Consider the following 19,366-nt stretch of genomic DNA (forward strand, 5'->3'; position numbering starts at 1 on the left):
AGGCTCGGCGGCGCCGGCAATCGGCGCGAAAAAGAAAAGGGCCCTTCGGGGCCCTTTCTCTTGGGTTACGGCTTTTGCAGGGCCTTGGCCCGCGCCGCCGCATAGCGCTGCATCGTCTTCTCCCGCGCCTCGGCGTGGTCCACCACGGGCTTCGGGTAGTTCTCGCCCAGCCTGACGCCCGCTGCCTCCAGCTCGACCGGCGAGGCCAGCCACGGCGCATGGATCGCCACGCTCGACAGGCCCGCCAGCTGCGGCAGGTAGCGGCGGATGAACTTGCCCTCGGGGTCGAAGCGTTCGCTCTGCGTCACGGGGTTGAAGATGCGGAAGTAGGGCTGGGCGTCGCAGCCGGTCGAGCTGGCCCATTGCCAGCCGCCGTTGTTCGAGGCCAGCTCGAAGTCGTTCAGGTGCAGCGCGAAGTAGCGCTCGCCGCGCCGCCAGTCCAGCCCCAGGTCCTTGCACAGGAAGCTCGCCACGACCATGCGCAGCCGGTTGTGCATGTAGCCGCTCTGGCGGATCTGCAGCATCGCCGCATCGACCAGCGGATAGCCGGTGCGGCCTTCGCACCAGGCGTCGAAGAGCTGGTCGGCGTGCTTGCCGTGGTGCCAGGCGATCTTGTCGTACTCGGGGCGGAAGCTCTTCGACTCGCCGTTCGCGTGCACATGCGGAAAGTGCGCCAGGATCTGAAAGTAGAAGTCGCGCCAGACCAGCTCGCTGAGCCAGGTCGCGGCCCCGGTGTTGCCCTGCAGCGCCAGCTGGTGCGCCACGCTGGCCAGCTGGCGGATCGACACCGTGCCGAAGCGCAGGTGCACGCCCATGTAGCTGGGCCCGCGCACGGCGGGGAAGTTGCGCGCCTCGTCGTAGCGGTCGATGCGCTCGAAAAAGTCTTCGAACAGCGCGCCCGCGCCGCGCGTGCCGGTGGGGATCTCCAGCGTCTGGAGGTTGGTGCTTTCGAAGCCGATCTCGCCCAGCGTGGGCACCGGCCCGTTCAGGGCCGGCGGTGGCGGGGCGAGCGCGTCGGCGTGGCTGCGCACGGGGTACGACTTCAGGAAGAACGAATCCACCTTCGCCAGCCAGGCCCGCTTGTACGGCGTGAACACCGTGTAGGGCAGGCCGGCCTTGGTCATGACCTCGTCGCGGTCGAAGACCGTGCTGTCCTTGAAGGTGTGGAAGCTGATGCCCGTGTTGGCCAGCGCGCCGAGCACGCGGGCGTCGCGCGCCAGGGCGTCGGGTTCGTCGTCGCGGTTGGCGAACACCGCCTGCACGTCGAGCGTGTGGGCCAGCGCGGGAATCTCGTCGGCGGCCACCGCGTGCCGCACGATGAGCCCGCTGCCCAGGCCGCGCAGCTCGGCTTCGAGCTCCGCCAGCGATTCGCGGATGAATTCGACCCGCCGGTCCGCGTGGGGCAGGGCGTCCAGGATCGCCCGGTCGAACACGAAAACGCACACCACCTGCCGGCAGGCCCGCAGCGCCCGGTACAGCGCCGCGTTGTCGTCCACCCGCAGGTCCCGGCGAAACCACATGAGCCCTTTGGGATAGGTCTTGTCGACGGCCAGTAAAATCGGGGGCATATGGCTGCCGATTCTGCCCCGATGAACCTGACGCATCACTTTCTGATCGCGATGCCGGGGATGGAAGACAAAACTTTCAACCGCAGCGTCGTTTACCTCTGCGAACACAGCGAGCGCGGTGCGCTCGGGCTGGTGATCAACAAACCCAGCGATATCAACCTCAAGGTGCTGTTCGAGAAGATCGAGCTGCACCTGGCCCGCCCCGAGCTGGGCGACGCCCCCGTTTTCCAGGGCGGCCCGGTGCAGACCGAGCGCGGCTTCGTGCTGCACGAGCCGGTGTTCACCCAGGCCGAGAAGCCCGAGGAATCGGTCTACGCCTCGACCATGACCATCCCCGGCGGGCTCGAAATGACCACCTCCAAGGACGTGCTGGAGGCCCTGGCCACCGGCGCCGGCCCGCGCAAGGTGCTGGTCTCGCTGGGCTATTCGGCCTGGGGCGAGGGCCAGCTGGAGTCCGAACTGGCCGAGAACAGCTGGCTCACCGTGCTGGCCGACCCGGCCGTGATCTTCGATACGCCGGTGGAAAAGCGTTACGACAAGGCGCTGATGCTGCTGGGGCTCGAAGCCTGGACGCTGTCCCCCGACGCGGGCCACGCATGAGCGACGTCATGTCCGACGCGCCTGCATCCGCTCCTGTTCCTGTCCCCGCCGCCGTTCCCGCGCATTTCCAGAGCTTCCTGGCCTTCGACTTCGGCGCCAAGCGCACCGGCGTGGCCAGCGGCAACCGGCTGCTGCGCACGGCGACCCCGCAGGCCACCATCAAGGCCGAGGGCGCCGACGCCCGCTTTGCGCAGGTCGAGGCGCGCATCAAGGAATGGCAACCCGACGCATTGGTGGTCGGCGTGCCCTACCACCCCGACGGTGCCCCGCACGAGAACACCCGCCGCGCGCAGAAGTTCGCGCGCCAGTTGCGCGGCCGTTTCAACCTCCAGGTGTTCGAGGTGGACGAGCGCTACAGCACCACCGAGGCGCTGGCCTCCGGCGCCCGCGATGCCGACGCGGCGTCGGCCTGCATCATCCTGGAACAGTTTTTGAGGAGTCTCCCGTGAGTTCAATCCCCGATGCCGAAGCGCTCTACACGACGCTGCTGTCCGGCGTGAAGGCGCTGATGCGCCCCGAGACGAAACTGGTGGGCATCACCTCCGGCGGCGCCTGGCTGGTCGAGCGCCTGCAGAAAGACCTGGGCCTGGCCGGTGCCCCCGGCGTGATTTCGTCGGCCATGCACCGCGACGACTTTGCGCGCCGCGGCCTCTCGGCCAGCGCGCAGACCGCGCTGCCCTTCGACGTGAACGGTGCCGACGTGCTGCTGCTCGACGACGTGCTCTACACCGGCCGCACCATCCGCGCCGTGCTCAACGAGCTGTTCGACTTCGGCCGCCCCGCCTGTGTGCGGCTCGCCGTGCTGGTCGACCGTGGTGGCCGCGAACTGCCCGTCGCCGCCGACTTCGCAGCAACGACGCTCAAGCTGCCCGACACCCAATTGCTAGCCCTCGCACGCGCCGACGACGGCGCCTTCAGCCTCAAGGTGGAGGACAACAAGTAATGCTCTACAAGCGAAATCCGCAGCTCAACAAGAACGGCGAGCTGATCCACCTGCTGTCGATCGAGGGCCTGCCCAAGGACATCGTCACGCACATCCTCGACACCGCTGCGAACTTCACGAGCGTGAGCGACCGCGAGGTGAAGAAGGTGCCGCTCCTGCGCGGCAAGAGCGTGTTCAACCTGTTCTTCGAGAACAGCACGCGCACGCGCACCACCTTCGAGATCGCGGCCAAGCGCCTGAGCGCCGACGTCATCAACCTGGACATCGCGCGCTCCTCGGCCACCAAGGGCGAGTCGCTGCTGGACACCATCGCCAACCTGAGCGCCATGGCCGCCGACCTGTTCGTGGTGCGCCACAGCGAGTCGGGCGCGCCGTACCTGATCGCGCAGCACGTCGCACCGCACGTGCACGTGGTGAACGCCGGCGACGGCCGCCACGCGCACCCGACGCAGGGGCTGCTCGACATGTACACGATCCGCCACTACAAGAAAGACTTCTCGAACCTCACGGTCGCGATCGTCGGCGACGTGTTGCACTCGCGCGTGGCGCGTTCGGACATCCATGCACTCACCACGCTGGGCTGCGCCGAAGTGCGCGTGGTCGGCCCGAAGACGCTGGTGCCCGCCGACATGGCCGGCATGGGCGTGCGCGTGTGCCACACGCTCGAAGAAGGCATCAAGGACTGCGACGTCGTCATCATGCTGCGCCTGCAGAACGAGCGCATGAGCGGTGCGCTGCTGCCCTCGTCGCAGGAGTTCTTCAAGACCTTCGGCCTCACGCAGGAAAAGCTGCAGCTGGCCAAGCCCGACGCCATCGTGATGCACCCGGGCCCGATCAACCGTGGCGTCGAAATCGACTCCGCCGTGGTCGACGGCAAGCAGAGCGTGATCCTTCCGCAGGTCACCTTCGGCATCGCCGTTCGCATGGCCGTCATGAGCATCGTGGCAGGGAACGAAGCATGAACATCCTCATCACCAACGGCCGCGTGGTCGACCCCGCCTCGGGCACCGACAAGCCCACCGACATCGCCATCGCCGACGGCAAGATCGCCGGCATCGGACGCGCACCGGCGGGCTTCAAGCCCGAGCGCACCCTCGACGCCACGGGCTGCATCGTCACCCCCGGCCTGGTCGACCTCGCCGCGCGCCTGCGCGAGCCGGGCTACGAGCACGAAGGCATGCTCGAAAGCGAAATGGCCGCGGCCATCGCGGGCGGCGTGACCAGCCTCGTGTGCCCGCCCGACACCGACCCCGTGCTCGACGAGCCCGGCCTGGTCGAGATGCTCAAGTTCCGCGCCGAAAAGCTGCAGTGCGCGCGCCTGTTCCCGCTCGGCGCGCTCACGCGCAACCTGGCTGGCGGCGTGCTCACCGAGATGGCCGAGCTCACCGAGGCCGGCTGCATCGGTTTCGGCCAGGCCGACGTGCCGCTGGCCGACACGCAGGTGCTGCAGCGCGCGCTGTCGTACGCCAGCACCTTCGGCTACACCGTGTGGCTGCGTCCGCAGGACCGCGACCTGGGCAAGGGCGTCGCCGCCAGCGGCGCGCTCGCCACGCGGCTGGGCCTGGGCGGCGTGCCGGTGGCGGCCGAGACGATCGCCATCTTCACCATCATCGAGCTCATGAAGAGCACCGGCGCGCGCGTGCACCTGTGCCGCATCTCCAGCGCCCGCGGCGTGGCGCTGGTGCGCGAGGCCAAGGCGCAGGGCCTGCCGATCACCTGCGACGTCAGCATCAACTCGCTGCACCTGGCCGACACCGACATCGGCTTCTTCGACAGCCGCGCGCGCCTGAACCCGCCGCTGCGCCAGCAGGGCGACCGCGACGCGCTCTCGGCCGCGCTGGCCGACGGCACCATCGACGCGCTGGTGTCCGACCACACGCCGGTCGAGGCCGACGCCAAGACGCTGCCCTTTGCCGAAGCCGAACCCGGCGCCACCGGCCTCGAACTGCTGCTGCCGCTCGCGCTGCAGTGGGGCGAGCGCAGCGGCACGGGCCTGTCGCGCGCCATCGAGGTGGTCACCTCGGCGCCCGCGCGCCTGCTGAACGCGGCCGACGCGGCCAGCGGCATCGGCCGCATCGCCGAGGGCGGCGTGGCCGACCTGTGCATCGCCGATCCGTCGCTCGAATGGCAGGTGGTGCCCGAGGCGCTGCGCAGCCAGGGCAAGCACACGCCGTTCTCCAGCTACCCGATGCAGGGGCGCGCGCGCCACACGCTGGTGGCCGGCCGCGTCGTGCACGGCTGAGCGACAGCCGTCCGCCACACAGCACGCCGTCAAAAAGAAGAAGAGGGCCCGCGTCCAGATGCTGCACTCGTTGAAGGCCGGCTGGCGCCTGCTGCATGCGGCCTCGCATGCGCTGTCGGGCTGGTGGACGATCCGCTTCACCTTCCCCCGCCTGCCGCAGGACGAGCGCAACGCGCGCGTGCAGGCCTGGTCGGCGCGCATGCTGCAGATCATGGGCGTCACGCTGCGCGTGCAGGGCGAGCCGCCCGCGCACGGGCCGGCGCTGCTCATCTGCAACCACCTGTCGTGGCTCGACATCACCGCCATCCATGCGGCGCGCCATGTGCGCTTCGTGTCGAAGTCGGACGTCAAGCAGTGGCCGGTGATCGGCACGCTGTCCACCGGCTCGGGCACGCTCTACATCGAGCGCGAGCGCCGGCGCGACGCCATGCGCGTGGTGCACCACATGACCGAGGCGCTGCGCGGCGGCGACCTGATCGGCGTGTTCCCCGAAGGCACCACGAGCGACGGGCGCGGGCTGCTGCCGTTCCACGCCAACCTGCTGCAGGCCGCGATTTCCTCGGGCGCGCCGGTGATCCCGGCCGCGCTGCGCTTTGCCGACGCCGCCACCGGCGAGACCAGCCAAGCGCCGCGCTACATCGACGACGACAGCCTGCTGGCCTCGGTGTGGAACACGCTGCGCGCGCCGCCGCTTTTGGCCATCGTGCGCTTCGGCGAGCCGCAGCCTTCGTACAGCCGCGAGCGCCGCAGCTGGGCGCATTCGCTGCATGAAGACGTGCAGCAGCTGCGGCGCAATACCCACTGAGCGGCACTGACCGGATCGATCCGCAAAAAAAGCGCCCCGGGAGGGGCGCTGTAACGACGCAAGAAGCGCCGTGAGGAGGAAGCGGGATCGTTCGTCGTGGCGCGTGGCCGGTCAGAGAATGCCGAACACCTTCAGCCCGATGATCACGATCAGCGGGACGCCGCAGAGCCAAAGGATGATGCTTTTCATGACCGGTCTCCGTGAGGTAGGTAGGCCTCTACGGTGGCCGCGTCTGCGGCCCGCGCGTGCGGGATAAGGCAAACCAAGCGCGTGAGCGCCTGCCTACACGGCACGGGCCGGCGGTTCAGCCCGCTTCGTCGGTGGGCACGAAGCCCAGGCGGCGCGAGATTTCGAGTGCGCAGGCCTTCAGCGGCACGGCCACGCGGCCGTTCCAGTCGCTGTCGAAGGTGGCCTCGGGTCCCATGGCCGTGATGCCCAGCACCAGGTTGTTGGTCGAGTCGAACACCGGCGCGCAGAAGGCGTCGATGCCCGGAATCGGCTGGCCCAGCGTGCGCGAGATGCCGTGCAACCGCGTCTCGACCAGGAGCGCTTCGATCTGCGACTTCGACAGCTCTTCGCTGGCGCCGCGCCCGTCGGCCGGACGCGTGCGCGCCAGGTCTTCGAGCATCATCTTTTCCACCACCTTCGGCGGCAGGTAGGCCGCGAACAGCCGGCCCGTGGCCGTGTAGGCCAGCGACATCACGGTGCCGGTGCGCAGGTTCACGTGCAGCGGGTGGATCGGTTCTTCCAGCCGCACCACGGTCGGCCCGAAGTTGCCCCAGACCGCGACCGCGATGCTCTGCTCGGTCTCCGACGCGAGCGCTTCGATGAGGGGCGAGGCTTCCTTGATCGGGTCGAGCCGCTGCAGCTTGGCCAGGCCCAGCTGCAGGGCCAGCGGGCCCAGCTCGTAGCGGCCGGTGCCGTCCTGCACCACGAAGCCGACCTTCAGAAAACTCACCAGGTAGGGGTGCGCCTTGCCGACCGGCACGCCGGCGGCCTTGCCGAGATCGCGCAGCGCCATGGGCGCCACGTGCCGGCCGAGCGCGACCAGCAATTGCGTTCCGATTTCGACGGATTGAATGCCACGTCTTGGCTTTTCCATGGGGCGCCCGGCGTGGGGGTTGAGAGTGGGAGCGAGTATAGCCATCAGGGTTTCTACTGATATTGTCGTGTTCAATCGACGATGACTGATCATCTGATAGTAACTAAACGACTTGACCATATCAACATCGCTGCCTACACTCCGCCGCAACTTAAGTCGTACACACAACACGAGAGCGAACAGAGGCAGAGATGGAACAGAACACGTGGGAATGCGATGTCCTCGTCGTCGGCAGCGGCGCGTCGGGCATGGCCACCGCCGTCACGGCGGCGTCGCAGGGTTTGAAGGTGCTGGTGGTCGAGAAAGAGCCGCGCTTCGGCGGCACCACCGCGCGCTCGGGCGGCTGGCTGTGGATTCCGGGCACGCGCCTGGCCACGGAGCAGGGCATCCATGAGCCGCCCGGTGCGGCGCTCGACTACATGAAGCACGAGACCACGACGCACTTCGATGCGGCGCGCGTGGGCGCCTTCCTCGACATGGGCCCCAAGGCCATCGACTTCTTCACGCGCAACACCTGCGTGCAGTTCGACATGCCGGCCGTCTTCCCCGACTACCACGCCGAAGCGCCCGGCGGCCAGCCCGGCGGGCGTTCGATGGTCACGCGCCCGTTCGACGGCCGCGAGCTCGGTGCGCGCATCAAGCACCTGGCGCCGCCGCTGCCCGAGCTCACGGTGTTCGGGATGATGTTGGGCTCGGGCCCCGAGATCAAACACTTCATGCGGGCCTTCAAGTCGCCGACCTCGTTCTGGTACGTCACCAAGCGCCTGACCCGGCACTTCCTGGACGTGGTGCGCCACGGCCGCGGCATGACGCTGACCAACGGCAACGCGCTGGCCGGCCGCCTGGCCAAGGCCGCGATGGACCTGGACATTCCCGTGTGGCTCTCGTCGCCCGTGAAGAAGCTCGTGGTCGAGTACGACGGCGTCTCGGGCGCCGTGGTGCAGCACGAAGGCAAGACAGTGCGCATCACCGCCAAACGCGGCGTGGTGTTGGCCTGCGGCGGTTTCCCGTACGACGTGGAGCGCCGCAAGCAGCTGTTCCCGCACGCACCGACGGGCAAGGAGCATTACTCGCCGTCGCCTTCCACGAACACCGGCGACGGCCTGCGCCTGGCCGAAGCCGTGGGCGGCCGCGTCGACGGCACCATCCCGCACGCCGCGGCCTGGGTGCCGGCTTCGGTCACCACGCGCCCCGACGGCAGCAAGGGCGTCATGCCGCACTTCATCGACCGCGCCAAGCCCGGCGTGATCGCGGTCACGCCCAAGGGCAAGCGCTTCGGCAACGAAGGCAACTCGTATCACGACTTCGTGCAGGCGATGGTCAAGGCCTGCGAGGGCGAGCCCGAGGTCACGGCCTGGCTGCTGTGCGACCACAAGGCGCTGCGCGACTACGGCCTGGGCTGCGTCGCGCCCGCGCCGCTGCCCATCGGCCGCCACCTGAAGACCGGCTACCTCAAGCGCGGCGCGAGCATCGGCGAGCTGGCCAAGGAAATCGGCATCGCCCCCGCCGCACTCGAAGCCACCGTGCAAGCGTTCAACGAAGGCGCGCGCACCGGCGACGACCCCGCCTTCGGCAAGGGCAGCAAGGCCTACAACCGCTACCAGGGCGACGCCAACGTCACGCCGAACCCCTGCGTCGCGCCGCTGGACAACGGGCCGTACTACGCGATCAAGCTGGTGATCGGCGACATCGGCACCTTCGCCGGCCTCGTCACCGACGAGAAGACGCGCGTGCTCGACGCCGACCGTCAGCCGATCAAGGGCCTGTACGCCGTCGGCAACGACGCGGCCAGCGTGATGGGCGGCAACTACCCCGGCGCGGGCATCACGCTCGGCCCGGCGCTCACCTTCGGCTACGTCGCAGGCCTGCAGGTCGCGCAGGCCGAAGCCGCCGCGCCCCTGCACGTCGAGCAGCGCGAAGCCGTGGCCGTGCCGCGCGGCGCCTGACCCCGTTCCGATTCAACGCACGCACGCATTCAACCCAAGGAGCCGACCATGCCCTTTCCTCCTCACGTCGCACCGCGCCTGCTCGAAGGCCGTCTCGCGCTGATCACCGGCGCCGGCCAGGGCAACGGCCGCGCGCTCGCGCTCGGCCTGGCCCAGGCGGGCGCGCGCGTCGTCGTCACCGACATGAACGAAGCCACCGTGGCCGAGACCGCGCAACTGGTGCGCGCCGAAGGCGGCGAGGCCTGGTCGTTCGTGCTCGACGTCACCGCGCCCGAGGCCTGCCAGGCACTGGCCGCGCGCGTGGCGCAAGAGGTCGGCCACGTCGACCTGCTGGTGAACAACGCCGGCATCATCATCCGCGAGACCACCAGCAGCCCGAACGCCGCGGCCAACTGGAAGAAGACCATCGACGTGAACGTGCACGGCACCTTCAACACCACGCTGGCCTTCATCCCCGTGCTCAAGCAGACGAAGGGCTCGATCATCAACATCGCCTCCATCGCCGCCTATGCAGGGCAGGCCGCGAGCCTGGGTTACTCGCCCTCGAAGGGCGCGATCAAGATGCTCACGCAGTCATTGGCGCAGGAGCTCGCGCCGGCCGGCGTGCGCGTGAACGCACTGGCACCCGGCGTGATCGAGACGCCCATGACCGCCGCCACGCGCGAGAACCCGCAGCGCCTCGAGTCGTTCATGACGCGCATCCCGCTGGGCCGCGTCGGCCAGACCGAAGACCTGGTGGGCCCGGTGATCTTCCTGGCCAGCGACATGTCGCGCTACGTCACCGGCATCACGCTGCCGGTGGACGGCGGCTTCCTCGCCGTCTGAGCCACGCCTCTTCCTTTTCGATTTCCCGTTCCCCGTCCGTCAACCCTTAGGAGACAAAGAATGAAAACGATCCGTCTGTACAAGACCCTGCTCGCGACCGCCGCCTTCGCTGCGTTCTCGGCAGGCGCCTACGCGCAAGACATCAAGCTCGGCTACAACGGCGACCTCTCGGCTTCGCCTTCGGCGCAGAGCGGCCAGGCCGCGGTGCTGGGCATGGAAGCGGCCATTGCCGACCTGAACGCCGCCGGCGGCGCGCTCGGACGGAAGTTCACGCTGGTCACGCGCGACGACGTCTCGGCGCCGCCGAAGTCGATCCAGAACATGAGCGACCTGGTCGACAACGAGAAGGTCGTCGCCGTGTTCGGCCCCACCAACTCGGGCAACGCCATGGCCTGGAAGCACATCGCCAACCAGAAGAAGATCCCCGTGCTGGGCAACGTGGGCTCGGGCACCGACATCACCAAGCCGATGAGCGCCGGTGCCGACAACTACATGTTCCGCGTCTCGATGGTCGACCGCGAGCAGGTCGCTGCGCTGATGGCCTACGTGAAGCGCAACACGGCCGGCTCCAAGGTCGTGGGCCTCATGGCCGAGACCACCGGCTACGGCCAGGGCGGCCTGAAGGACATGGAAGAAATCGCCAAGCTGCAGGACATCAAGATCGCGGCCACCGAGCGCTTCGGCGTCGGCGACACCGACATGACCTCGCAGCTGTCCAAGATGAAGGCCGCCAACGTCGACACCGTGGTGGTGTGGGCGCAGGGCACGCCCATCGCGCAGCTGGTGCGCAGCATGGAGAAGATCAACTACTTCCCGCTGACGCTCACCTCGTGGGCGGCCGACAACATCACCTTCTACGACGCGGCCGGCAAGGCCCTGGCCGAGAAGCCGATCTTCATGCGCACTGTGAGCGAAACGCGCACGCCCGTGCAGCAGAAGCTGTTCGACCGCATCGGCAGCAAGCTGAAGGCACCGGGCTCGTTCTCGTTCGCGCTGCACGGCTACGACTCGGTGCTGCTGCTGGCCCAGGCCATGAAGCAGGCCAACAGCACCGACGGCGCCGCCGTGCGTGCGGCGCTCGAAGACCTGAAGACGCCGGTGCAGGGCGTGCTCAAGACCTACGAGAAGCCTTTCAGCAAGACCAACCACGAAGCCCTGACGGCCAAGGACCTGGTCTGGATCCGCTGGAAGGACGGCAAGCTGCTGCCCTACAGCGACGCGCTGATCGGTGCGCTCAAGCCGGCTGACTTCAAGCAATAAACGTCTGAGACCAAAAGGAGCGGGGCACGGCCCCGTTCCGCAACGGAGATACACACCATGGTTGAAGCGCTCCTGCAGGCGCTCATCAGCGGGCTCGCCGTCGGCGGTGCCTATGCGCTGGTGGCGCTGGGATTCAGCATCACGTTCACGACGACCAAGACGCTGAACTTCTCGCACGGCGAGTTCGTCTCGGCCGGTGCGTTCATCGGCATGAGCGCGCTGTTCCTCGTGCTGGGCAAGCCGCTCAGTTCCACCACCTTCGGCGACGCCGTGCCCGGCGCGGGCGCGCAGCTGTTTGCGCTGGTCGCCGCGCTCGGCGTGATGGGCCTCCTGGGCTGGCTGCTCTACGTGCTCGGCGTGCGCCCGTTCGCGGGCCGCCCGGGCATGGCCTGGGTCATGAGCACGCTGGGCTTCGGCGTCATCCTGCAGAGCGTGGGCCTGGCCATCTGGGGCCCGAAGCCCGTGGTGGTGCCCGCGCCCGTGGGCGACACCGTGATCCGCATGTTCGGCGTGGGCGTGCGCCCGCAGGAACTGCTGACGCTGGGCGTGGCCGTGGTCGTGATGATCGGCTTCGACCGCGTGATGAACCGCACCATGATCGGCAAGGCCATGCGCGCCGTGGCGCAGAACGGCAACGTCGCCAGCCTCATGGGCATCAACACCAACGCCATGATGATCGGCGCCTTCGTCGTCAGTTCGGCGCTGGCGGGGCTGTCGGGCTTTCTGCTCGCGCCCATCGCGCAGGCATCGCTGTTCATGGGGCTCACCGTGGGGCTCAAGGGTTTCTCGGGCGCCATGATCGGTGGGCTGAGCAACCCGCGCGGCTGTGTCATCGGCGGCTTCCTGCTCGGCGTGCTCGAGTCGATGGTGAATCTCTGGCAGGCGCAGTGGCGCGAGGTGGCGGTGTTCGCGCTCGTGATCCTGGTGCTGGCGTTCCGGCCCACGGGCCTGTTCGGCCGCTCGACGGTGGAGAAGGTATGAAGCGCCTCGCCCATCCCGCCGCCGTGGTGCTGGTGGCGGCTGTGCTGTGCGGCCTGGTCTCGCTGTCCGGCAACGACTACTACCTGCGCATCGCCTTCATGATGTGCGTCTACTACCTGTGCGCCGCCGGCATGAACGTGCTGGTCGGCTACGCAGGCCAGAAATCGCTGGGCCAGGCCGGCCTGTTCGCGGCCGGCGCGTATGCGGTCGCGCTCATCACCTCGCGCACCGAGCTGAGCCCGTGGCTCGCGCTGGTGATCGCGGCGGTTGTCTCTGGCGTGTGCGGTGTGCTCATCGCGCTGCCCTCGCTGCGCGTGAAGGGCCCGTACCTCGCGATGGTCACGCTGGCCTTCGGCATCGTGGTCGAGAAGCTCGTGGGCGAATGGACCGACGTGTTCGGCGGCGCGCAGGGCATCTACGGCATCCGCCCGCTGACCTGGAACGGCCAGCCCCTGAGCAGCGTGCAATGGGTGATCCTGGGCATCGTGCTCAGCGCCGCGCTGCACCTGCTGCTGCGCAACCTGCTGAAGGGCCGCTTCGGCCGCGCGCTGCTGTCGCTGCAGGCGGACGAGATCGCCTCGTCGTCGGTGGGCGTGCGCGTGTACCGCGCCAAGGTCATGGCCTTCGTGGTCGCGGCCGTCACCTGCGGCATCGCGGGCGCGCTCGTGGCGCAGCAGAACCAGTACATCAACTCCGACTTCATCACCTTCCACCTGTCGATCTTCATCCTGCTCTTGGTGCTGTTCGGCGGCGCGGGTTCGATGTACGGCCCCATCGTGGGCGCGGTGCTGCTCACGGCGACCGACGCGCTGCTCGCGCGCTGGCCCTCGGCGCAGCACTTCCTGTACGGCTTCCTGCTGCTGTTCGCGCTGTACGTGATGCCGGGCGGCGTGGTGGGCCTGTTCAACAAGTGGTTCCTGAAGTCGCGCCACCGCGGCGAAGGGGCGGCCGGCAACGGCGTGCCGGGGCAGATCGGTCCCGGCGGCGAAGGCGAGCTGCTGGTGGTGCAGGGCGTGACCAAGTCGTACGGCGGCGTGAAGCCGGCGCAGGACGTGTCGTTCCGCCTGCAGCGCGGCCACATCCATGCGCTCATCGGCCCGAACGGCGCCGGCAAGAGCACCATGATCAACATGCTCACCGGCGTGGTCGAACCCGATGCGGGCGTGATCCGCTTCCTGGGCCGCAACATCGTGGGCCAGCCGGCGCACACCATCTGCTGCCTGGGCATGGGCCGCACCTTCCAGAACCTGCGCCTGTTCGCCGACCTCTCGGTGCTCGACAACGTGATGCTGGGGCGGCACAGCCGCATGAGCAACGGCTTCCTGTCGTCGCTCGTGGCCTGGCCCACGGCCGGCAAGCAGGAGCGCGCCACGCGCGAGCGCGCGCTGCAGCTGCTCGACCTCGTGGGCCTGGGCCACCTGGCGCACTGGCCCGCCGGCAGCCTGTCCTACGGCCTGCAGCGCCGCGTGGAACTGGCGCGCGCGCTGGCCACCGAGCCGCAGCTGCTGCTGCTCGACGAGCCCGCCGCCGGCCTCAACCCGCAGGAAACCGCCGAGCTCGGCGAACTGCTGGTGCGCATCGGAAAGTGCGGCGTGTCCATCCTGATGGTGGAGCACCACATGGACCTCGTGATGTCGATCTCCGACCACGTGATCGTGCTCGACTACGGCGTGAAGATCGCCGAAGGCAAGCCGGCCGAGGTGCAGTCGAACCCGCGCGTGGTCGAGGCCTACCTGGGCGTGGACGACGAAGAAGACATGGCCGCCGTGCCCGCCTGAGCCAGAGGACCGAAACCATCATGTTGAAAATCGAATCGGTGAAGGTCTCGTACGGCGCCATCGAGGCCGTCAAGGGCGTGAGCCTGGAAGTGCGCGCGGGCGAGGTCGTCACCATCATCGGCGCCAACGGCGCCGGCAAGAGCACGCTGCTCAAGAGCATCGTCGGGCTGGAGCCCGTGGCCGAAGGCCGCGTGCTCATCGACGGCAAGGACTGCACGCACGTGCCCGCGCACCAGCGCGTGGGCCTGGGCGTGGCGCTGTCGCCCGAGGGGCGCGGCGTGTTCCCCGACCAGACCGTGCGCGAGAACCTGATGCTGGGCGCCTACTCGCGCCGCAGCGACAAGGCCTTCGTGGAGCGCGCCATCGAACGCGAGTTCGCGCGCTTCCCACGCTTGAAAGAACGCGCGCATCAACTGTCCGGCACGCTGTCGGGCGGCGAGCAGCAGATGCTCGCGATTGCCCGCGCGCTCATGAGCGAGCCGCGCCTGCTGCTGCTCGACGAGCCCTCGCTGGGCCTGGCGCCGCTCATCATCAAGGACATCTTCGACGCTATCCGCCAGCTGCGCAGCTCGGGTCTCACGATCCTGTTGGTGGAGCAGATGGCCAAGCAGGCGCTGGGCGTGGCCGACCGCGCCTACGTGCTCGAAACCGGCTGCATCACGCTCGAAGGCTCCGGCCGCGAGCTGCTCGACAACCCCAAGGTGAAGTCCGCGTACCTCGGTACGCATTGAATTCATCGCTCACATCAAAGGACCACTCATGACCACCAAGAAATTCGCCAGCCAGGCCGACCTCGAAGAAAAGAAGGTCTCGTTCACCCGCCTCTCGGAGAACGCCTACGCCTACACCGCCGAGGGCGACCCCAACACCGGCGTCTTCATCGGCGACGAGGCCGTGATGGTGGTCGACACCCAGGCCACGCCCGCGATGGCGCAGGACGTGATCCGCCGCATCCGCGAAGTCACGCCGCTGCCCATCAAGTACGTGCTGCTGAGCCACTACCACGCGGTGCGCGTGCTGGGCGCGTCGGCGTACTTCAAGGAAGGCGCCGAGCAGATCCTGGCCAGCCGCGACACCTACGACCTGATCGTCGAGCGCGGCGAGCAGGACAAGGCCAGCGAGATCGGCCGCTTCCCGCGCCTGTTCCGCAACGTCGAGTCGGTGCCCGCTGGCCTCACCTGGCCCACCATGACCTTCGATGGCACGATGAGCGTGTGGTTGGGCAAGAAGCTCGAGGTGAAGATCGCGCAGGTCGGCCGCGGCCACACCAAGGGCGACACCATCGCCTACCTCGAAGACCAGAAGATCTGCTTCGCCGGCGACCTCGTCGAATACCAGAGCACCGCCTACGCGGGCGACTGCTACTTCCGCGACTGGCCCACAACGCTGGACCGCCTGGCCGGCTTCGGTTTCGAGAAGCTGGTGCCCGGCCGCGGCGCCGCACTGGAAAACGCCGCCGACGTGCGCAAGGCCATCGCCTCCACGCGCGCCTTCATCTCCGACGTCTACACGCTGGTGAACAACGGCGTGGCCGAGGGCAAGTCGCTCAACGTGATCTACAAGGAAACCGTGGCCGCGTTGCGCCCGACCTACGGCCACTGGGTGATCTTTGACCACTGCATGCCCTTCGACGTGACCCGCGCCTACGACGAGGCGACTGGCCATGTGCACCCGCGCATCTGGACGGCCGAGCGCGACATCGAAATGTGGAACGCGCTCGAAAGCTAAGGTGAGCCAACCTGCGCCCTCGCACGGCGCCACGCCCGCGTCCGTGCAGGGCTGGATGCTGCTCGCGATGCTCGTGTGGGGCGTGAACGTCTCGGCCGTGAAGGCGCTCACTGCGTCCTTCGAGACGCTGCCGCTCGCGGCGCTGCGCATGGGCGTGGCGTGCATCGCGCTCAGCGCCATCGTGCTGTGGCGGCGCGGCGGCGTGCCCCGGCTCACGGCGCGGCAGCTCGCGGTGATGGCGGGCTGCGCCTTCCTCATGGTCTATGGCAACCAGATCCTGTTCGCGCAGGGGCTGCTGCGCTCCACCGCCACCAACGGCGCGCTCATCATGGCGCTGAGTCCGCTGGTGTCGGCGCTGATGGCCGCGCTGGTCTTCGGCGAGCGCTTCACGGCGCGCCGCATGGTGGGCGTGGCGCTGGGCTTCGCGGGCGTGGCGGCGGTGGTGCTGAGTCACCCGGGCGCGGGGCTGTCGAGCGCCGGCATCGGCGACCTGATGCTCGCGCTGTCGGTGGTGAGCTTCGCGGTCGGCGGCGTGGGCGTGCAGCGGCTGGCGCGGCAGATCGATCCGCTGTCGATCAGCTGGGTCATCTACCTCATCGGCACGTTCATGCTCGTGGTGCACACCCTGCTCGGGCCGTCGCGGCTCGGCGCGGCGCAGCTCTTTCCCGGCCTGTGGCCGTGGGCGCTGGTGCTGTTCTCGGGCATCGCGGCCACCGCCGCGGGCAACCTCATCTGGAACCGTGCGATCTCCGTCATCGGCGTGGCGCGCACGGCCGTCTTTCTCTACTGGGTGCCGGTGTTCGGCGTGCTGTTCGCGGCGCTGCTGCTGGGCGAAGTGCTCACGTGGTGGCACCTGTTCGGCTTTGCCGCGGTGATGAGCGGCACCTGGCTCGGCACGCGGCCCGTGGCTGCGCCGGCCCCTTGATTCCTTCACATGCCTGATTCATCTCTTCCCCTGCTGTTCCAGCCCTTGCAGCTGCGCGAGCTCACGCTGGCCAACCGCATCGTCATCTCGCCCATGTGCCAGCACGCCGCCGAGCGCGGCCATGCCACGCCGTGGCACCTGGTGCACCTGGGCAAGTTCGCGCTCGGCGGCGCGGGCCTGATCCTCACCGAGAGCACCGCCGTCGATCCGCGCGGGCGCATCGGCACCGCCGACCTCGGCCTGTGGAACGACAGCCAGATCGCACCGCTGAAGGCCGTGGTCGATTTCGTCCACGCGCAAGGCAGCGCCATCGGCGTGCAGCTCGCGCATGCGGGCCGCAAGGCCGGCAGCGAGCCGCTGTGGGAGGGCGGGGCGGCCATCGACCCGGCGCGCATGGCGGCCGATGAAGAACCCTGGGAGCGCCTGGGCCCCAGCGCACTCGCGGCCGGCCCCGGCTGGTCGGCGCCGCGCGCTCTCGATGCGGCGGACATGGCCGAGGTCGTGCAGCGTTTTGTCGATGCCACCGTGCGCGCCGACCAGGCGGGCTTCGACGTGGTCGAGCTGCACTTCGGCCACGGCTACCTGGTGGCGAGCTTCCTGTCGCCCAATGCCAACCACCGCGACGACGCGCTCGGTGGCAGCCGCGAGAACCGCATGTCGCTCGCACTGGAAATCGCGCAGCGCGTGCGCGCCGCATGGCCCGCTGGCAAGCCGCTGTTCTGCCGTCTCTCGGCCGTGGACGGCACGCTCGACGGCTGGAGTCTCGACGACTCGGTGGTGCTCGCGCGCGAGCTGAAGCGCTGCGGCGTCGACGTGATCGATTGCTCTTCGGGCGGCCTCACCGAAGAGACGCGCGCGCTGCCCGTGCCGCGCGGCCTGGGCTTCCAGGTGCCTTTCTCTGAGCGCATCCGGCGCGAGGCCGGCGTGGTCACGCAGGCCGTCGGGATGATCGTCGACGCGCAACAGGCCGAGGCCGTGCTCGCCGCCGGGCAGGCCGACCTCGTCGCGCTCGGCCGCGAAGCCCTGTTCGACCCTTACTGGCCGCACCACGCGGCCGCCGCGCTCGGCGCCGATCCGCAGTACCGGCGCTGGCCCGTGCGCCACGGCGTGTGGCTCGTCAAGCGTGCGCCCGGCCTGGCGCGTGCGCGCGCCGAAGCGCAGAACGCGCCACCCCACAAGGAGACCGACCGATGACCGAACCCACGACCACGACCCTGCGCATGGGCCTGATCCGCAAGCAGCCCGGCTGGACCGACGAGGCCTTCAGCCGCCACTGGCGCGAACGCCACGGCCCGCTTGTCGCGCGGCTGCCCACGCTGCGCGCTTACCGCCAGAACCGCGTGACCGACCGGCTGCAGCGCGGCATCGACTTCGCGCGCGGACCGTGGGACTTCGATGGTTTCTCGCAGCTGCAGTTCGATGCGGCGGCGCAGGCCGATGCGGTCTTCAACACCGGCGAGCTGGCGACGGAGATCCGCGCCGACGAGCGTCACTTCCTGGGTGGGCTGCACATCGTGACGGTCGAGCAGACCGAGGTCATCGCGCCGCCGCCTGCATCGTCGGCGGGGCCGGCGATGCTCAAGCGCATCTCGACCCTGCGCCGCCCGGTCGCGCAGTCGGAAGAAGACTTCCGCCGCGAATGGAAGGTGCACGCCGACCACGTGCGCCGCATGCCCGGCGTGGCCGGCTACCGCCAGAACGTGGTGGTTGCGCGCGAGTTCGAGAAGGGCACGCCCTGCGGCTACGCCGAGCTGCCGATCGACGGCATCGTGGAACTGTGGTTCGAGAACACCGACACGCTGAACGCCGCGTTCGCCTCGCCCGAAGGCCAGCGCACCATGGCGCACGCGAAGACCTTCCTGGCGGAGATCACGGCCTTTGTGGTGGAGGAGTTTCGGGTGGTGTGAAGGCCGACGCGAGCCCGTAGTGCACCGAGGTGCTCAGGGCCGGGATCACCGGGTGGTGCGAGACAGGGTGCGATGCGCGCGCGGGCACCGTGCCGATGGGCGCGATCTCGCGGGGTCGCTGCACCGGCGCAGCCTCCGCTTCGTCGCTGCGCCCGGGCGGCTCGGGCAGGAACACCCCGCGCCGCAATGACCAGATGCAGGCGCCGAGGCGCAGCAGCTTCTCGACCTTCACGTCATGCGCCGGATCGTCCGGCGACTCCTGCGCGATCAGCTCGCCCAGCTGCGTGAGTGCATCGGCAGGCGTCATGCCGCGCCCGATCCGTGCCACTTCCACCATGGCCGCCAAGGCCTCGGTCTTGTTCATTGTGTGCCCCCTGTTGCTTGTCTCTTGCTACGAAGGACAGCATGCCGTTACGCGGTGCATCCAAAAGTAGTCCGGCGCGCCGTCGGGTCGTCGATTGAAATCTCGTCGCTGCGCGGGGCGGGGCGTACACATTGGCCGGCGCCATCTGATCAAGCGAAGTGCGACTGCGCCCTGTACTCAATAGCCAAACGTGTTTGGAAGGCCGGGGTGGCTCAATGGACCTGCATTGAAAACAAAAATATCAATTCCATTGATGCCGTTTTTTTCTTTTTTATAGATCGATGGGTGCTGCCGATAAGATGCGGTGACCAAATATTTCAATTGAATTGATGCCATGAGACTGTCTAGATTTTGGAGCCGGGTCGCCGCGCCTTTGGTCGTTCTCTTGGGGC

Annotated in this window: 20 protein-coding genes; 16 read left to right on the forward strand and 4 right to left on the reverse strand. The window is 68.6% G+C overall.

Going from position 1 to position 19,366, the window contains the following annotated elements:
- Positions 1-65 precede the first annotated feature (65 nt).
- A complete protein-coding gene (locus AC07Y4_RS10670; RefSeq protein WP_495274510.1) occupies positions 66-1,568 on the reverse strand; it encodes a cryptochrome/photolyase family protein in 1,503 nt (500 codons plus the stop codon).
- Here AC07Y4_RS10670 and AC07Y4_RS10675 point away from each other — a divergent pair, their 5' ends adjacent.
- The 6 genes from AC07Y4_RS10675 to AC07Y4_RS10700 are packed head-to-tail and all read left to right on the forward strand — an operon-like array spanning position 1,569 to position 6,158.
- On the forward strand, positions 1,569-2,168 hold the full coding sequence (locus AC07Y4_RS10675; protein ID WP_095948042.1) for a YqgE/AlgH family protein: 600 nt from the start codon (positions 1,569-1,571) through the stop codon (positions 2,166-2,168).
- A complete protein-coding gene (gene ruvX, locus AC07Y4_RS10680) occupies positions 2,165-2,617 on the forward strand; it encodes a Holliday junction resolvase RuvX (protein ID WP_495274511.1) in 453 nt (150 codons plus the stop codon). Before AC07Y4_RS10675 ends, ruvX begins: the two co-directional genes overlap by 4 nt.
- Positions 2,614-3,111: a bifunctional pyr operon transcriptional regulator/uracil phosphoribosyltransferase PyrR gene (gene pyrR, locus AC07Y4_RS10685; protein ID WP_056577781.1), complete on the forward strand. Its 498-nt coding sequence runs from the start codon at positions 2,614-2,616 to the stop codon at positions 3,109-3,111. The genes ruvX and pyrR overlap by 4 nt, the downstream gene beginning before the upstream one ends.
- Positions 3,111-4,073, forward strand: coding sequence for an aspartate carbamoyltransferase catalytic subunit (locus AC07Y4_RS10690; protein ID WP_056577783.1), 963 nt, complete (start codon positions 3,111-3,113; stop codon positions 4,071-4,073). Before pyrR ends, AC07Y4_RS10690 begins: the two co-directional genes overlap by 1 nt.
- Positions 4,070-5,353: a dihydroorotase gene (locus AC07Y4_RS10695; protein ID WP_495274512.1), complete on the forward strand. Its 1,284-nt coding sequence runs from the start codon at positions 4,070-4,072 to the stop codon at positions 5,351-5,353. Before AC07Y4_RS10690 ends, AC07Y4_RS10695 begins: the two co-directional genes overlap by 4 nt.
- 58 nt (positions 5,354-5,411) lie before the next feature.
- Entirely contained in the window at positions 5,412-6,158 is a 747-nt protein-coding gene (locus AC07Y4_RS10700) for a lysophospholipid acyltransferase family protein (RefSeq protein WP_095948045.1), read from the forward strand.
- A gap of 304 nt (positions 6,159-6,462) precedes the next feature.
- Here the strand turns inward: AC07Y4_RS10700 and AC07Y4_RS10705 are convergent, their stop codons facing one another.
- Entirely contained in the window at positions 6,463-7,260 is a 798-nt protein-coding gene (locus AC07Y4_RS10705; protein ID WP_070062752.1) for an IclR family transcriptional regulator, read from the reverse strand.
- A gap of 191 nt (positions 7,261-7,451) precedes the next feature.
- Between AC07Y4_RS10705 and AC07Y4_RS10710 the strand changes: the two genes are divergently transcribed.
- Genes AC07Y4_RS10710 through AC07Y4_RS10755 form a run of 10 tightly spaced genes read left to right on the forward strand, consistent with a single transcriptional unit; the run spans position 7,452 to position 18,610 of the window.
- On the forward strand, positions 7,452-9,206 hold the full coding sequence (locus AC07Y4_RS10710) for an FAD-dependent oxidoreductase (protein WP_495274513.1): 1,755 nt from the start codon (positions 7,452-7,454) through the stop codon (positions 9,204-9,206).
- 48 nt (positions 9,207-9,254) lie between these two features.
- Positions 9,255-10,031, forward strand: coding sequence for an SDR family NAD(P)-dependent oxidoreductase (locus AC07Y4_RS10715; RefSeq protein WP_062469731.1), 777 nt, complete (start codon positions 9,255-9,257; stop codon positions 10,029-10,031).
- Between the two features lie 60 nt (positions 10,032-10,091).
- Positions 10,092-11,291: an ABC transporter substrate-binding protein gene (locus AC07Y4_RS10720; protein ID WP_062469728.1), complete on the forward strand. Its 1,200-nt coding sequence runs from the start codon at positions 10,092-10,094 to the stop codon at positions 11,289-11,291.
- Between the two features lie 57 nt (positions 11,292-11,348).
- Complete coding sequence (locus AC07Y4_RS10725; RefSeq protein ID WP_062469725.1) at positions 11,349-12,272, forward strand: branched-chain amino acid ABC transporter permease; 924 nt, start codon at positions 11,349-11,351, stop codon at positions 12,270-12,272.
- Complete coding sequence (locus AC07Y4_RS10730) at positions 12,269-14,050, forward strand: branched-chain amino acid ABC transporter ATP-binding protein/permease (RefSeq protein WP_495274514.1); 1,782 nt, start codon at positions 12,269-12,271, stop codon at positions 14,048-14,050. The genes AC07Y4_RS10725 and AC07Y4_RS10730 overlap by 4 nt, the downstream gene beginning before the upstream one ends.
- Before the next feature lie 20 nt (positions 14,051-14,070).
- Entirely contained in the window at positions 14,071-14,781 is a 711-nt protein-coding gene (locus tag AC07Y4_RS10735; RefSeq protein ID WP_492730914.1) for an ABC transporter ATP-binding protein, read from the forward strand.
- A gap of 28 nt (positions 14,782-14,809) precedes the next feature.
- Positions 14,810-15,778 (forward strand): MBL fold metallo-hydrolase, encoded by a 969-nt coding sequence (locus AC07Y4_RS10740; RefSeq protein WP_095746773.1) that lies wholly within the window; start codon positions 14,810-14,812, stop codon positions 15,776-15,778.
- 1 nt (position 15,779) lies between these two features.
- Positions 15,780-16,703, forward strand: a complete 924-nt coding sequence (locus AC07Y4_RS10745) for a DMT family transporter (protein WP_495274515.1) — start codon at positions 15,780-15,782, stop codon at positions 16,701-16,703.
- A gap of 9 nt (positions 16,704-16,712) precedes the next feature.
- Entirely contained in the window at positions 16,713-17,897 is a 1,185-nt protein-coding gene (locus AC07Y4_RS10750) for an NADH:flavin oxidoreductase/NADH oxidase (protein WP_495274516.1), read from the forward strand.
- Complete coding sequence (locus tag AC07Y4_RS10755; RefSeq protein ID WP_495274517.1) at positions 17,894-18,610, forward strand: EthD domain-containing protein; 717 nt, start codon at positions 17,894-17,896, stop codon at positions 18,608-18,610. The genes AC07Y4_RS10750 and AC07Y4_RS10755 overlap by 4 nt, the downstream gene beginning before the upstream one ends.
- On the opposite strand, the gene AC07Y4_RS10760 is transcribed toward AC07Y4_RS10755, so the two are convergent.
- Positions 18,573-18,974, reverse strand: a complete 402-nt coding sequence (locus tag AC07Y4_RS10760; protein ID WP_447747098.1) for a hypothetical protein — start codon at positions 18,972-18,974, stop codon at positions 18,573-18,575. The genes AC07Y4_RS10755 and AC07Y4_RS10760 overlap by 38 nt on opposite strands.
- Before the next feature lie 177 nt (positions 18,975-19,151).
- On the reverse strand, positions 19,152-19,366 hold a 215-nt coding region (locus AC07Y4_RS10765; protein ID WP_495274518.1), incomplete at its 5' end, for a hypothetical protein.

It is taken from the genome of Variovorax sp. GW460-12-1-14-LB1 (assembly GCF_059423605.1).